The organism is Amycolatopsis sp. NPDC003676, from assembly GCF_053587275.1.
Genome location: NZ_JBSFNS010000005.1, coordinates 135,850 through 150,262 on the forward strand (window position 1 = coordinate 135,850; position 14,413 = coordinate 150,262).

Annotated in this window: 14 protein-coding genes; 5 read left to right on the plus strand and 9 right to left on the minus strand. The window is 66.9% G+C overall.

What is annotated here, in order from left to right; genetic code table 11:
* Positions 1-369: 369 nt before the first annotated feature.
* The 4 genes from ACWDNU_RS04885 to gatC are packed head-to-tail and all read right to left on the minus strand — an operon-like array spanning position 370 to position 4,204.
* The gene (locus ACWDNU_RS04885; protein ID WP_449667792.1) at positions 370-888 is read right to left on the minus strand and encodes a hypothetical protein; all 519 of its coding nucleotides are present in this window, start codon (positions 886-888) and stop codon (positions 370-372) included.
* A complete protein-coding gene (gene gatB, locus ACWDNU_RS04890) occupies positions 889-2,394 on the minus strand; it encodes an Asp-tRNA(Asn)/Glu-tRNA(Gln) amidotransferase subunit GatB (protein WP_370939665.1) in 1,506 nt (501 codons plus the stop codon).
* The gene (gene gatA, locus ACWDNU_RS04895) at positions 2,391-3,908 is read right to left on the minus strand and encodes an Asp-tRNA(Asn)/Glu-tRNA(Gln) amidotransferase subunit GatA (RefSeq protein WP_370939666.1); all 1,518 of its coding nucleotides are present in this window, start codon (positions 3,906-3,908) and stop codon (positions 2,391-2,393) included. The genes gatB and gatA overlap by 4 nt, the downstream gene beginning before the upstream one ends.
* The gene (gene gatC, locus ACWDNU_RS04900; protein ID WP_009073996.1) at positions 3,905-4,204 is read right to left on the minus strand and encodes an Asp-tRNA(Asn)/Glu-tRNA(Gln) amidotransferase subunit GatC; all 300 of its coding nucleotides are present in this window, start codon (positions 4,202-4,204) and stop codon (positions 3,905-3,907) included. Before gatC ends, gatA begins: the two co-directional genes overlap by 4 nt.
* 221 nt (positions 4,205-4,425) lie before the next feature.
* Here gatC and ACWDNU_RS04905 point away from each other — a divergent pair, with 221 nt between their 5' ends.
* The gene (locus ACWDNU_RS04905) at positions 4,426-5,079 is read left to right on the plus strand and encodes an ACT domain-containing protein (RefSeq protein WP_037367388.1); all 654 of its coding nucleotides are present in this window, start codon (positions 4,426-4,428) and stop codon (positions 5,077-5,079) included.
* 244 nt (positions 5,080-5,323) lie between these two features.
* Here ACWDNU_RS04905 and ACWDNU_RS04910 read toward each other — a convergent pair whose 3' ends face one another.
* From ACWDNU_RS04910 to ACWDNU_RS04930, 5 genes are all read right to left on the minus strand, one after another.
* Positions 5,324-5,716 (minus strand): PASTA domain-containing protein, encoded by a 393-nt coding sequence (locus ACWDNU_RS04910; protein WP_449667793.1) that lies wholly within the window; start codon positions 5,714-5,716, stop codon positions 5,324-5,326.
* Between the two features lie 298 nt (positions 5,717-6,014).
* Positions 6,015-6,509, minus strand: a complete 495-nt coding sequence (locus tag ACWDNU_RS04915; RefSeq protein ID WP_449667794.1) for a GNAT family N-acetyltransferase — start codon at positions 6,507-6,509, stop codon at positions 6,015-6,017.
* Positions 6,502-8,661 (minus strand): NAD-dependent DNA ligase LigA, encoded by a 2,160-nt coding sequence (ligA, locus tag ACWDNU_RS04920; protein ID WP_449667795.1) that lies wholly within the window; start codon positions 8,659-8,661, stop codon positions 6,502-6,504. The genes ACWDNU_RS04915 and ligA overlap by 8 nt, the downstream gene beginning before the upstream one ends.
* A gap of 11 nt (positions 8,662-8,672) precedes the next feature.
* Positions 8,673-9,383, minus strand: coding sequence for a hypothetical protein (locus ACWDNU_RS04925; RefSeq protein ID WP_449667796.1), 711 nt, complete (start codon positions 9,381-9,383; stop codon positions 8,673-8,675).
* Between the two features lie 73 nt (positions 9,384-9,456).
* A complete protein-coding gene (locus tag ACWDNU_RS04930) occupies positions 9,457-10,491 on the minus strand; it encodes a methionine synthase (RefSeq protein ID WP_449667797.1) in 1,035 nt (344 codons plus the stop codon).
* A 221-nt stretch (positions 10,492-10,712) separates the two neighbouring features.
* On the opposite strand from ACWDNU_RS04930, the gene ACWDNU_RS04935 reads away from it, so the two are divergent.
* From ACWDNU_RS04935 to ACWDNU_RS04950, 4 genes are all read left to right on the plus strand, one after another.
* On the plus strand, positions 10,713-11,336 hold the full coding sequence (locus tag ACWDNU_RS04935) for a hypothetical protein (RefSeq protein ID WP_449667798.1): 624 nt from the start codon (positions 10,713-10,715) through the stop codon (positions 11,334-11,336).
* 105 nt (positions 11,337-11,441) lie between these two features.
* On the plus strand, positions 11,442-12,485 hold the full coding sequence (locus ACWDNU_RS04940; RefSeq protein WP_449667799.1) for an MBL fold metallo-hydrolase: 1,044 nt from the start codon (positions 11,442-11,444) through the stop codon (positions 12,483-12,485).
* Positions 12,486-12,537: 52 nt separating this feature from the next.
* Positions 12,538-12,981 (plus strand): GNAT family N-acetyltransferase, encoded by a 444-nt coding sequence (locus tag ACWDNU_RS04945; RefSeq protein WP_449667839.1) that lies wholly within the window; start codon positions 12,538-12,540, stop codon positions 12,979-12,981.
* A 152-nt stretch (positions 12,982-13,133) separates the two neighbouring features.
* Positions 13,134-14,408, plus strand: a complete 1,275-nt coding sequence (locus tag ACWDNU_RS04950; RefSeq protein ID WP_449667800.1) for a DUF222 domain-containing protein — start codon at positions 13,134-13,136, stop codon at positions 14,406-14,408.
* Positions 14,409-14,413: the final 5 nt, after the last annotated feature.

Below are 14,413 nucleotides of genomic sequence, written 5' to 3' on the forward strand. Positions count from 1 at the left end.
CGGCAAAACTCAGCAGCAACGGCAGTCCCACTCCGAACGTCCCGCCGCTCGGAAGCAAGTCTGCGAAGAACTGCCTCTCAACCAAGAGCGCCGTCGCCACTCAGTGGCGAATCCGCCAAACCGTCTCTCAGCTGAGAGCGCCTAGCCGCCGCTCAGCGGCGAATCGGCCCAAAAGCCGTCTCCCCGCTGAGAGCGACCAGTCGCCCCTCAACGGCAAATCCGCAAAGAGCTGTCGCTCACCCGGCAACAGCCGTCGCCACGCAGCGGCGAATCCACCCAAAGCCCGCGCCAACAAAAGGCCCTGCCCCGTCGCCGTTGAGCGGCGAATCGGCCAGAAGCTCCCCCAGCCAGCAACCATCGTGTAGCCGTTCAGCGACGACGACGCGAAGCCCGGCTCTCCGCCCGAGCAGCGCGGATGTCCACGATCGCCACCACAACCGACCCGACCGCGAGCGCCATCCCCAGATACCGCCCGATCCCACCAGAGATCGACACGCCGGCAGCGTCGAGGAACGCCCGCTGATCGGTGTCGAACACCCAATCCAGCGTGGTCCAGCCGATCACCATCAGCAGAACCGTCGCCAGTCCGCCGACCAGCCACAACTGCGGCAGGCCACTCACCCGCGCCTTAGTGATCTGTCCGAACAACACCACCGCCAGCCCCACCACGGCCAGCAGCAGCGGCGGACCCCACGAGAAGAGATCCGAATGCCACGCCGTACGCACGACGTCGCTGTGCGGCAACGTCCCGAACGCGTCGCGGACATCGGACGTCGCGGTATCCGCTGACAGCACAGTCCAGGGCAGCGGCGTCGACCCGACCGCGAGCAGCCCGGCCGCCAGGCCGAGCCACTCGCGCCAGGTGACGCGCCGGAGCGAGAAAGCCACTCAGGAACCGACGCGCTCGATGATCAGTTCGCGCACCCGCTTGGCGTCGGCCTGGCCCTTGGTCGCCTTCATGACCGCGCCGACGATCGCGCCTGCTGCGGCGACCTTGCCGCCGCGGATCTTGTCGGCGATGTCCGGCTGCGCGGCCAAGGCCTCGTCGACAGCGGTGAGCAGCGCCGAATCGTCGGAGACGACCTTCAGACCGCGCTTCTCGACGACCTCGCGCGGCGAACCCTCGCCCGCGAGAACGCCCTGCACGACCTCCTTGGCGAGCTTGTTCGTCAGCTCGCCGGAGGACACGAGTCCGATCACCTCGGCGACCTGCGCCGGCGTGATCGCCAGTTCGGTCAGCTCGACCTCGCGCGTGTTCGCTTCCTGCGCCAGCGTGTTGACCCACCAGCCGCGCGCCTCGTCCGGCTTCGCGCCAGCCTCGACCGTCGCCGCGACGAGGTCGACGGCACCGACGTTCAGCAGGTCGCGCAGCGCTTCGTCGGAGAGCTTCCACTCTTCCTGGATCCGCTTGCGCCGCTCCCACGGCATCTCCGGCAGCGTCGCGCGAAGCTCTTCGACCCACTCGCGCGACGGCGCGATCGGCACCAGGTCAGGCTCCGGGAAGTACCGGTAGTCCTCCGCGGTTTCCTTGGCACGCCCGGACGACGTGGTGCCGTCGGCCTCCTGGAAGTGCCGTGTCTCCTGCCGGATCGACCCGCCCTCGGCGAGAATCGCCGCCTGGCGCGTCATCTCGTATCGCACCGCGCGCTCGACGCTGCGCAGCGAGTTGACGTTCTTCGTCTCCGTGCGCGTGCCGAATTCGGTCGCGTCCTTGGCCATCAGCGACACGTTCGCGTCACAGCGCAGCGAGCCCTGGTCCATGCGGACGTCGGACACGTCGAGCGCCCGCAGCAGGTCGCGCAGCGCGGTGACGTACGCGCGCGCCACCTCGGGAGCCCGCTCGCCGGTGCCGGTGATCGGCTTGGTGACGATCTCGATCAGCGGCACGCCGGCGCGGTTGTAGTCGAGCAGCGAGTGCTCGGCGCCGTGGATCCGGCCGGTCGCGCCGCCGATGTGCAGCGACTTGCCGGTGTCCTCCTCCATGTGCGCGCGCTCGATCTCGACGCGCACGACCTCGCCGTCGTCCAGCGTCACGTCGAGGTAGCCGTCGAACGCGATCGGCTCGTCGTACTGCGAGGTCTGGAAGTTCTTCGGCATGTCCGGGTAGAAGTAGTTCTTCCGGGCGAACCGGCACCACTCCGCGATCTCGCAGTTGAGCGCGAGACCGATCCGGATCGCGCCCTCGACCGCCTTGCCGTTCACGGCCGGCAGCGAACCGGGCAGGCCGAGGCAGGTCGGGCAGGTCTTGGTGTTCGGCTCGCCGCCGAACTCGTTGACGCAGCCGCAGAACATCTTGGTGTTCGTGCTGAGCTCCACGTGGACCTCGAGCCCGAGCACGGGGTCGAAGCGCTCGAGGACCTCGGCGTAGTCCATCAACTCGGCCACGGCAGTCACTTCGTTCCTCCCAGCTCCGGAGCCTGGTGCACGAGCGAGCCGCCGGCAGCGGCGTCGCGCGCGGCCTCGTACGCGGCGCCGACGCGGTACAGCCGGTCGTCGGCGAGCGCCGGGGCCATGATCTGCAGGCCGACCGGCAGCCCGTCCTCGTCGGACAGTCCGCTCGGGACGCTCATGGCGGCGTTGCCCGCGAGGTTCGACGGGATGGTGCACAGGTCGGCGAGGTACATCGCCATCGGGTCGTCCACGCGCTCGCCGAGCTTGAACGCCGTGGTCGGCGTCGTCGGCGATACGAGCACGTCGACCTTCTCGAAGGCCTGCGTGAAGTCGCGCGTGATGAGCGTGCGCACCTTCTGCGCGGAGCCGTAGTACGCGTCGTAGTAGCCCGACGAAAGCGCGTACGTGCCGAGCATGATGCGACGCTTCACTTCAGCGCCGAAGCCCTTTTCACGGGTCAGCGACATGACTTCTTCGGCGCTGTGCTCACCGTCGTCCGAGACGCGCAGGCCGTATCGCATCGCGTCAAAGCGCGCGAGGTTCGACGACGCTTCGCTCGGCGCGATCAGGTAGTACGCAGGCAGCGCGTACGTGAAGTGCGGGCACGACACCTCGACCACTTCGGCGCCGAGAGCGCGAAGCTGCTCCACAGCCGCCTCGAACGACCGCAGCACGCCCGGCTGGTAACCGTCGCCGCCGAACTCCTTCACGACGCCGACGCGTACGCCGGACAGGTCGCCCTTCGCGCCTTCGCGCGCCGCGGCGACAACCGGCGGCACCGGTGCGTTGATGGACGTCGAGTCCATCGGGTCGTAACCAGCGATCGCTTCGTGCAACAGCGCGGCGTCAAGCACCGTACGCGCGCACGGCCCGGCCTGGTCGAGCGAAGACGAGAACGCTACGAGCCCGTAGCGCGACACTCCGCCGTACGTCGGCTTCACGCCCACAGTGCCCGTGACAGAGCCGGGCTGGCGGATCGAGCCGCCAGTGTCGGTACCGATCGCGAGAGCCGCCTCGAACGCCGAAATCGCCGCTGAGGAGCCACCGCCCGAACCGCCCGGGATGCGCGCGTGGTCCCACGGGTTGTGCGTCGGGCCGTACGCCGAGTTTTCCGTGGAGGAGCCCATCGCGAACTCGTCCATGTTCGTCTTGCCGAGGATCACGACACCGGCTTCGCGCAGCTTGCGCGTGACAGTTGCGTCGTACGGCGGCAGCCAGCCTTCGAGCGTGCGGGACCCGCAGGTCGTCGGCACGCCCTTCGTGGTCAGCACGTCCTTCAGCGCCAGCGGGACGCCCGCCAGCGGCGACGCCGGCTGCTCTCCCGCGGCCAGCTGCTCGTCGACCGCCTTGGCCGCGCCGAGCGCGCCTTCGGTGTCGACGTGCAGGAACGCGTGCACGTGTTCGTCCACCGCGGCGATGCGGTCCAGGTGCGCCTGCGCGACCTCGACCGCGGACACCTCGCGCGTGTGGATCTTCGCCGCCAGCTCGGCGGCGGTCAGCTTGACGAGTTCGCTCACTGTTCTTCTCCCAGGATCCGCGGCACCCGGAACCGGCCGTCCTCGGCGGCCGGCGCGGCGGCCAGCGCGTCCTGCTGTTCGAGGCTGGGCCGGACGGTGTCCTCGCGGAAGACGTTCGTCAGCGGCACGGCGTGCGAGGTCGGCGGGACGTCCTCCGCGGCGACTTCGCTGACCTTCGCCACCGAGTCGAGGATCTGGTCGAGCTGGCCGGCGAAAACGTCCAGCTCGTCGTCGGTCACGGCCAGCCTGGCCAGCCTGGCGAGGTGTGCGACCTCGTCTCGGGAAATGTTGGGCACGCGGGTGACTCCCGGGGTGTGCTGTGCGGGTGCTCTCGGAAGCTGCAAGTCTATGGTGACGGCGTCGGACGGTTCGACCGGGTTATCGGGCCGCGGGCGCCGGGCAGGGCGTCCCGCTTGCCGGACAGCGGGCCCCCGCGGGTACCCGGTCTGTCACAATCGGCGCCCGGCAAGCGCGTCCCACGACAGGGCTGGGACGCCTGAGGCGAGAGGGGCGCGTGGTGTCGTTCCTGATCCGGGTCCAGCTACCGGACTCCCCCGGCACTCTCGGCGCGGTCGCGACCGCGCTCGGCACGGTCGGGGCCGACATCCTGAGCGTGGACGTGGTGGAACGCGGCGGCGGGCTCGCGATCGACGACCTGGTGGTCGAACTCCCGTCGGGCCGGCTCCCCGACGCGCTGATCACTGCGGCCGAGAGCGTGGAAGGCGTCGAGGTCGACGCGGTGCGGCCGTATGCGGGCATCCTCGACACGCATCGCGAACTGGAGCTGGTCGAGGAGATCGCCGCGCAGCCGAAAGCTGGGCTGGACTTGCTCGCCGAAGGTGTGCCGAAGATCATTCGGGCCGGGTGGGCGGTGATCGTCGAACATTCGGAATCGGGGCCTCGGCGATTGGCTTCGTCGAGTGCGGCGCCGGAGAACCCGTTCACGGACTTGCCTTGGCTGCCGCTGGAGCGTGCGACGGTGCTGGACGGCGAGGACTCCTGGGTTCCGGAGACGTGGAAGGAACTCGGCACCGAGTTGGCCGCTACTCCGCTGGGAAAGCCGGGGAAGGCGATGCTTGTCGCTCGGCCGGGAGGGCCCAATTTCCGTGCGGCCGAGGTCGCTCGGCTGGCGCACTTCGCTGGGATCGTCGCGGTGGTTCTGGACGGGTGATCCGGATGTTGGGTCGACTGTCCTAAACGGTTCGGAACAACTGAGTTGAGTGCGTTTGACCGGGCGTTTCGAACGCTGGCACTCGACTGTCCAGACCGTCGCTGGAGACCGACGCGCGGCTGGTTCAGCGGTTCATCGCATGCGGGCTTTAGTCCCGATCCGATGTCTTCAAATGCGGGCAATCTCCTCCGAGAAGGGGAACCTGCCCGGTAATCCGGTTCCTTGGCGTGCCAGACGACGGCAATCAGCACTTGTCGGCATAGAGCGTGACGACTGTGTCAGCAGAAACCGCGGCACCAGGCTTGGGATCCTGCCCGGTCTGACACCAGTTCCGGTCGATGATCATCATCCGCTTCCTCCCGGACGAATCGACCTCTCGCAGGTTGTACAGCCCAGCCGCCTGCATGGCGTCCTGTGCGTCCTGATGATTCATGCCTGACACATCAGGGACTTTGATCGTCACCGGCTGCGCGGCACTAATCGGCGCAGTCACGGTCGCCGTCGCGGACTCGGTCACAGTCGCCGCCGTGACCGTCGTTGAGGTGCCACCGGATTGTGGGGTGGCGTTGCACGCAACGGCGAGAAACGCGGCAACGCCAACAACCGGAACGGCAGCTTGAGCGAACTTCGCCATCATCACGCTTCCTCGATACGAGTCGGCACTTCATGCGTGACAGCTTGAGTCGAAGCCAGACATCTGCGCGTTACAGCTCATAGCTGCTCGAAGCTCGCCAAACAGGCGCGCCCTTCCACCAGCGACGGCCCTGACCCTTCACACCGGACCGACGCTCAAAGCCCAGGCACGCCAAGCACCCGGAAGCGGCAGGACGAGGTTCACCAAACCGTCGCCGCTCAACGGCGACTCCCGGCGATGAACCCCGCCCAACGCTTTCGCCAAAAACCGGCAAAAGTCTCTGACCTGCGAAAATGAGGCTTCAGAGGCCGTATTCGTAGGCGATCAGGTTGACCCCCGGATGCGGATGCCAGTCCCGCCCCGGCAGCCGCCGGAACCCGATCCGTTCGTAGAGCCGATGCGCCTTCCGCATCACGTCGAGGCTGCTCAGCACCACCCGGTCGACACCAAGTTCCCGGCCACGGGCCAGCACAGCCTGGGTGAGCGCCTCTCCGACCCCTCGCCCGCGCGCCGCCGCCGAGACCGCCAGCATGCGGAACTCCAGCTCCCCCGGCTGCGAAATCTCGGACAGCTTGCTCCCCGGCTGAACAATCGCGACCGACCCCACGACCTGACCGTCCGGATCGACCGCGACCAACAACTCGGCGTGCTGCGCCCGTCCCGATACGTCCCGAAGTTTCGCCTCATATGCGGCATCAGTGTCGAAGAATCCCTCGATCCGGTAAGCCTCAACTGTCACCTCGCCGAGCGCATCGAATTCCTCCGGCCGCGCCGGGCGGATCTTCACGTCACTCATCGCCGCCCTCAGCTTCCTCGTCCGCGCCAGTGTCGAGCGCCAGTTCCGCGGCCGCTTCCGGACCGTGCTCCAGCAACGCGCGAAACCCGTTCTCGTCCAGCACCGGCACCTTCAACTGCACAGCCTTCTCGTACTTCGACCCCGGCGCGTCGCCAACGACGACGAACGCCGTCTTCTTCGACACAGATCCCGCGGCCTTGCCACCGCGCGCCATGATGACTTCTTTCGCCTCATCACGGGAAAACCCTTCGAGGGAACCGGTCACCACGATCGACAGGCCCTCGAGATTCCGCGGGATGGACTCGTCGCGCTCCTCCTCCATCCGAACCCCGGACCGTCGCCATTTTTCGACGATTTCCCGGTGCCAGTCGACCTCGAACCATTCCTGCACCGCGTGCGCGATGGTCGGGCCGACGCCGTCGACGTCCGCGAGTTCCTCCTCGCTTGCGTCCTCGATCCGTTGCAGCGAGCCGAATTCGCGCGCAAGCGCCTGCGCCGCGGTCGGCCCGACATGCCGGATCGACAGCGCGACAATCACCTTCCACAGCGGACGGTCTTTCGCCGAATCGAGGTTCGCCAGGAGCTTCCGCGCGTTCGCCGACAGGTCGCCTGCCTTGGTGCGGAACAACTCCACCTCGGCGAGCGACTCCTCGTTGAGGTCGAACACGTCGCCCTCGTCGGCGACTACCCGCGCGTCAAGCAACGCGACCGCCGCCTCATACCCGAGCACCTCGATGTCGAACGCACCGCGCCCGGCAAGGTGGAACAGCCGTTCCCGCAACTGCGCGGGACAGAACCGGGTGTTCGGGCACCGGATGTCCTTGTCGCCTTCCTTTTGGTAGGCGAGTTCCGTGCCGCATTCCGGGCATTCGGTGGGCATCACGAATTCGCGCTCGTCGCCGGTCCGCGCATCGACGACGGGTCCGAGCACCTCGGGGATCACGTCGCCGGCCTTACGGATCACGATCCGGTCGCCGATCAGCACACCCTTGCGCTTGACCTCTTCCTGGTTGTGCAGCGTCGCCCGCGCGACCGTCGAGCCCGCGACCTTGACCGGCTCGGTGACGGCGAACGGCGTGACCCGTCCCGTGCGCCCCACTCCGACCTGGATGTCGAGCAGCGTCGTGATCGCTTCTTCCGGCGGATATTTGTAAGCGATCGCCCACCGCGGCGCGCGCGACGTGGTGCCGAGGCGGCGCTGCAACGCGACCTGGTCGACCTTGATCACCACGCCGTCGATCTCGTGCTCGGCGTCGTGTCGATGTTCACCCCAATAGGCGATGTGATCGGTGAGTTCCTTGCCGGTCCGCAGCACGCGCGTGTGCGGCGACACCGGCAACCCCCAGGCCGCCAGTGCGTCGTAGGCATGCGACTGCGTGACCGGCTCGAAGCCGTCCCGCTTGCCGAGACCGTGACAGATCAGCCGCAGCCGGCGTTCCCTGGTGATCTTCGGGTCCTTCTGCCGCAGCGACCCGGCCGCAGTGTTGCGCGGGTTCGCGTACGGCGGCTTGCCCGCCTCGACCATCTTCGCGTTGAGCTCGAGGAAATCCTCGACGCGGAAGTAGACTTCGCCGCGCACCTCGACGAGCTTCGGCACCGGGAACTCGTCGGTGCCGGTGAGCTCGTCCGGCACCTGATCGAGGGTGCGGATGTTGAGCGTGACGTCCTCGCCCGTACGCCCGTCGCCGCGGGTGAGACCCCTGGTGAGCTTGCCGTTTTCGTAGAGCAGGTTGATGGCCAGGCCGTCGATCTTCAGCTCCGCCAGGTACTCCGTCGACCCGATTTCCTTCTCGACGCGCTCGACCCAGGTGAGGAACTCGTCGGTGTCGAACACGTTGTCCAGGCTCAGCATGCGCTCGAGGTGGTCGTGCGCGGTGAACTCGGTGGAGAACGTGCCGCCGACGTTCTGGGTCGGCGAATCAGGCGTGACCAGCGCCGGGTACTCGTCCTCGATCTCTTGGAGGTCGCCGAGGAGCGCGTCGAACTGGCCGTCGGAGACGATCGGCGAGTCCAGTACGTAGTACCGGAACTGATGGCCGCGGATCTCCTCGGCCAGCGCGCCGTGCCGCTCGCGCACGTCGGCCGGCACGTCGGTCACGTCCTGGGCGGCCTCCACGGCCACCTGGTCTTGGGGAAGGTCGGTGCTGCTCACAGGTGGTGAGCCTAGTCGGAGGCACCGACACTTTCGTCCGGTTGCTCCGCCAGCCCGCGGACCAGCTTCCGGAACTCCAGAAGATCGATCGTGCCTTCGGGCGCGGCCTCGGCGGTCTCGACCCGGCCCAGCCGCTCGGCGGCCAGCCGCTCGCCCAGCGTCGCATCGAGCGGCAGGAACGTCATCGTGGTGCGCGAAGCCTCGTCCAGGTCAGCGAACGCGGGGTGATGCACTGCGACGTCAACCACGCCCTCGTCGACCTGCGCGACCACCCGGACGTCAGCCAGCGAAATGCGATGCTCGCCCAGGTTCACCGTCACCTCGGTCGGATCCGGGACCGGAGGCACCGAGTCGTGGTACTCCCAGATCGCGTCGTCCGGCGGCCCAGCCGCTTTCCACGCGTCCGTGTACGGACGCAGCTCCGGGTCTTCCTGTCCGCTGACGACCAGCGCGTAGATCGCCATCCGGCCGCGTTCCAGCGAAAAGTGCAGCCGAGGGTGCAGCGTCTCGACCAGCACGCATAGATCGTGCTCGACGCGATGCGGCTCGCCCTCGCCCAGCGCGGCACTGACCTCGGGCAAGAGGTCGTACCACCCTTCCCAGAACGCAGCCGCCGCGGCAGCGGCGTCGGACGGCACCTGCTGTTCAGGCCACGGAGAACGGGGATCTGGCGGCGCAGCCTCGGTGTCGGCTTCCGAGCGGCGACGACGGAACAAACGCATGATTCGGAATTTCCCCCGGTTGTTTCTCTTCACCAGCCACGGTACGCGTCACGGCAGCCGCATGTCCGCGAAATCACCAGTTCTCGGGCGGCTCCACGAACCCTTTGCCCAGGTCGCGACTGAGAGCGAGCGCCCGGCGCATCCACTCGTTCGTGGCACCGGCCAGACCGCACGCAGGCGTCGGAACAGCCCGCTCGGCCAGGATTGAACGGTTGAAGCCCAGCCGGTCCACGAGCCTGAGCGCCGGCGACGCGACGTCCTTCAGTCCCGGAGCCGTCGCCGGGACTGTGGCCGGTACGAGGCCGAGGAAGAACGAAATACCGCTGTCCCAAGCCTCGCCGATCTCGTCCAGGAGCTCGGCAGACGCCCCGGCGAGCATGCTGACGTCGAACGCGACGGCCCCGGCACCCGCAGCGCGGAAGAGCGCGATCGGCGGCCTTGGAGCGCAGCAGTGGACGATGACCGGCTGCCCAGTCATCGCTCCGATCCGTTCGATTGTCGTCGCCAGCAGCTCCCGAACCTCGGGCTCAGGCACCGCAGGGACATTGCCGTATCCCGACGGGGTAGCCAGTTTTCCGGCGAGAACAGCGGGCAACGAAGGCTCGTCGAGCTGCACGACCACGGGCGCGCCGGTCCTCGCGGTCAGCTCCGCGACGTGCTGGGAAAGCCCGTCGAGCAGCGACGAGGTGAAGTCCCGTAACGCCCCGCGGTCGGTGAGCACCCGATGTCCCCGGGCGAGCTCGATCCCCGCGCCGAGCGTCCACGGCCCGGCGATCTGGGTCTTGAGGACTGTCGGCGCACCAGCGTTCTCTCGGGCGGCCTGGACGGCGTCGAGGTCCCACTGGAGCAGGTCACGCCCACGACGATGGTCGTGCCCGGGTCGCCCAGCGACGCGGTAACCGCTGGGCACGACCTCGACGGCGAGGTCCACGAGCAACGCCGCGGTCCGGCCGAGCATGTCGGCACCGACGCCGCGAGCCGGCAATTCGGGTACGTACGGGAAGCCGGGAAGCTCTCCGAACACGACGGCAGCGGCCTCGACGGGATCGGTCCCCGGCATGGACCCGATTCCCGTCGCCGCGCCCGCGGGCCAAGGTCGTTCACTCACAGGCCGGATTGTCGCGGAACGGGCGGCCGCAGTCCGCACCGCCCCTCGGGACAAGCTTCACCCGACCGCGCGGCAATAGCCGGACATTCGCCGCATATCCCTTTGCCTGCACCGAATTCGCGGTCACCGCGTTAGTCTGGATCGTCATGACCAGCTCCGCCCCGCCACCGCCCGGCAAAACACCCGGTGACGCATCCGCCCGGGAGCCGCAGCGGGGCACCATGCCCGAAGCACCGTACCGCCGGGCTTCAAGCCGCTCCTTTGAGCGGACTCTCTTCACCGAGCCGGTCCTTTACGTCAGCCGCGAGGCGAAGCCGACTGCCGCCGGCCAGGAGTACGGCGTGTACGACCGCCAGGGCCTCCACATTGGCGGAGTCGCTGTCACTACCCCCAGTTTCCTGCGCAAAGTCATTCAGCTTCTGTGGAAATCAGACCAGTACGTCAGCCGCAGGTTCGAGGTCCGCGACGCGAACCAGAGCACTGTCCTCAAGGTCGAGAAACCATCGAAGGACCCGCTGGCCCGCTTCGTAGTCACCCGCGCGGACGGGACGCCGATCGGCGAAATCATCCCGGCCAACGCAGGCGGCGTCCGTTTCACCCTCCGTGCCGAGGGCAAAGCGATCGCCAGGGTCGTCGCCAGTGGCCGGCAACGAGGGGAAGTCACCGTCGAGGACCCGGTCGGCACCGAGGTCGCCCACGTCGGACACCCGTCACCAGAACTTTCACCGATCAGCGGCAACGCCTGCCTCGTCGAGATCCCGCTGCAGGTCCCCGAGCCGCTGGCGAGCATGCTCGTCGCGACAACGTTGACCATCGACATCGCGCTCACCGCACAACCCGGCTGATCCACGTGACCGGTGTCTCAGCGCCGCCAGGTGGACAGCGACCGGAATACGGCCCAATGTAAGGAAAGTCCGGGACGCCGAGGTCCCGCCTGGACGGAGGTCGCCGTGGAGCCGTTGCCCGAAGGCAGTAACTCGAACTGGGCCGATCCCGGCGTCTACGAAGTGGCCGCGGGCGTCTACCGGATCCCATTGCCGCTGCCGAACGACGCCCTGCGCGCGGTCAACGTGTACGCAGTCACCGACTGCACGAACCTCGTGCTCGTCGACTCGGGGTGGGCCCTCACCGAATCTCGCCAGTTACTGGCCGACGCACTCAAGGCGCTCGACGCCGAACTCGGCGATGTTCGAGAGTTCCTCATCACCCACGTCCACCGGGACCACTACACCCAGGCAGTCGCGCTTCGGCGCGAGTTCGGCAACCGGATCGCCCTCGGCAAGCTCGAGCAGCCATCGCTCGACGCGAGCGCCAACCCGAACCAGTTCCCCATGCAAGCTCAACTCGACCTCCTCCGCCTGAACGGCGGACAAGAAGTCATCACCGCGCTCAGCAAGCTGTTCGGTTCGGAACCTCGCCACACCGAGGCGAATCTTTGGGAAGAGCCGGACGAATGGCTGACGCCCGGCCGGCGAGCGGTGCTGCCCGACCGCGAGTTCGACGTGGTCCACACCCCAGGACACACCAACGGGCATGTGGTTTTCGTAGACGGCGCAGCCAATCTTTTGTTCTCCGGCGACCACGTGCTCCCGCACATCACCCCGTCGATCGGCTTCCAGCCGGTTCCGGCTGAGTTGCCTCTAAACGACTATCTCGACTCCCTCCGTCTGGTTCGCGGCATGCCGGACCGGCGCATGCTGCCAGCTCATGGGCCAGTCACCGACAGCGTGCACACCCGGATCGACGAGCTTCTCGAACACCACCGGCAACGCCTCGAAACCATGGCGGCTCAAATCGAAGCCGGGGCGAGCACCGCTTTTGAAGCCGCCAACCGCCTCGGCTGGACTCGCCGCGGCCGCAAACTGTCCGAAATGGACGCCTTCAATCAGATGCTCGCCGTCCTCGAGACTGGCGCACACCTGGATCTCCTGGTCTCGCAGAACAAGCTCGCAGCCGAAGACGTCGACGGCATTCGCCGCTACAAGACCACGTAGAGGCCAACCGTCCATCGCTCGCCCAAAGGAATACTGATCCGCCGTGCCGCCCATCACCGTGAGACAAGCTCGCTCCGACGACGTCCAAGCAATCGTCCAGATGCTTGCGGACGACCAACTCGGTGCAACCCGCGACTCGCCGGCCGACCTTGAGCCCTACCTGCGCGCGTTCAAAACCATTGCTGCAGACCCAAATCAGCTTCTGGTCGTCGCAACATCAAACGATCGACCGATAGCCACACTTCAGCTCACGATCATCCCCGGCCTCGCACGTCGTGGGGCTCTTCGCGGCCAAATCGAAGCTGTGCGCGTACACCGCGACCACCGCGGTTCGGGCTTGGGCGCAGAACTCGTGCAATGGGCCATCGACGAATCGCGGCGACGCGGCTGCAACCTAGTCCAGCTCACCTCGGATACGACGAGGACGGCAGCGCACCGCTTCTACGAACGATTGGGCTTCGTCGCGAGTCACACGGGTTTCAAGCTGCGTCTCTGATCACCTCCTTCACACAGCTTCGGCCGTCCACGCGTTCGATCACCCGCCATTCACCGTGCCAGAGTTGTCACGCAAAAGCCAAGCGATCGCACGATGGGTCCCTTCGCGCAATTTAGCTGACGGTACTCGAATCAATGCGTATCGTGACGATCATGAGTAAGTCGACCACTCCGGCGGACCACGCCGATCAGACCAACAAGACCACCGAAACCGCAGACCTCGCTTTCCTGCTTCGCACCATGCACGCGAACCTCGACCTCTTCAATCGCCTGCAGACTGACCAGCTGATGGCAGCCGTGAAAGACGCGAATCGCCAGATCGCCCGCTTGCAGGCGTTGCAGCTGCATTGCATGGCAGGCATGCGAAGACGAAGATCAGACCCGCACGAGCTGGCGTGCGAACTCGCACTTGCCTTGCGCATCACCGATACCCGAGCCGGTGCGATGATCGCCGCGGCTGAAGCTCTGGCCCAACGTCTGCCTCGAACCTTCCGACTGATGGACGAGGGCAAGTTCGACCTCTATCGCGCAATGAAGGTCACCGACGGCACGAGCCAGCTGTCCGACCGCCACGCACGGATGGTCGACTACCTGCTCGAACACCGGTTAGAGGACAAGAACCCGACCCAAGTCCGCAAGGCAACCGCTTACGCCGCAACGAAAATCGACCCGGACGGTGCGATGGACCGACTGGCCCAGCGGAAGGCCGAGCGCCGCGTCATCCTGCAGCACCAGAGCGAAGGAATCTCGCGGATCTCAGTCGACAACGCCTCGACCGACAAAGCTACGGCGGCCTACCTTCGCGTCGACAAGATCGCTCGATCGCTCAAGACTGGCGATGAGAAGCGAACCCTCGACCAACTACGCGCTGACGTCGCGATCGATCTCTTGCTCAGCGGCAAAGGCGGCGTTCCAGAGCAGACCGAGGTGTATCTCTATGTCGATCTGCAGACCTACTTGGGGCTCAACGACAATCCCGCCGAGCTGGCCAGTCACGGTCACATCCCGGCCGAGCTCGCGCGCCACATCGCCACTGGTCCCGACACAATCGTCCGCCGGGTCATCACTGACCCGCTGACCGGACAAGTGATCGAGGTCGGCAAGTTCCGGTATCGGCCGAGCATCGACGTGGAGGAGTTCGTGCGGGTCCGCGACCGTGAGTGCCGACAGCCTGGCTGCCCGCGGCCCGCACAGAACTGCCTGACGGAACCAACCGGGCCCGACTTCCCGGACGCAGACTCGACGTTGAGCTACTGCCTACGCCACCGCCGTCTCAAGAATCGAGCAGACTGGAGCTACGAGGTCCTGCAGGACGGGAAGCTCATCGTCACGACACCGACCGGCGAGAAAGCTGAAAGCGCCCCTCCGCCACTGCACGATCCCCAGCCCACACCAGAACAACCTGACGAGGAACGCCTAGGCGCATAAGGAGG

What these genes read in the sequence shown, in the direction of transcription:
- ACWDNU_RS04915 (WP_449667794.1), bottom strand. Translation starts at nt 6,509, where the DNA reads ATGAGTGACGTGAAGATCCGCCCGGCGCGGCCGGAGGAATTCGATGCG.
- ACWDNU_RS04950 (WP_449667800.1), top strand. Translation starts at nt 13,134, where the DNA reads ATGAGTAAGTCGACCACTCCGGCGGACCACGCCGATCAGACCAACAAG.
- ACWDNU_RS04910 (WP_449667793.1), bottom strand. Translation starts at nt 5,716, where the DNA reads ATGATGGCGAAGTTCGCTCAAGCTGCCGTTCCGGTTGTTGGCGTTGCC.
- ACWDNU_RS04935 (WP_449667798.1), top strand. Translation starts at nt 10,713, where the DNA reads ATGCCCGAAGCACCGTACCGCCGGGCTTCAAGCCGCTCCTTTGAGCGG.
- ACWDNU_RS04925 (WP_449667796.1), bottom strand. Translation starts at nt 9,383, where the DNA reads ATGCGTTTGTTCCGTCGTCGCCGCTCGGAAGCCGACACCGAGGCTGCG.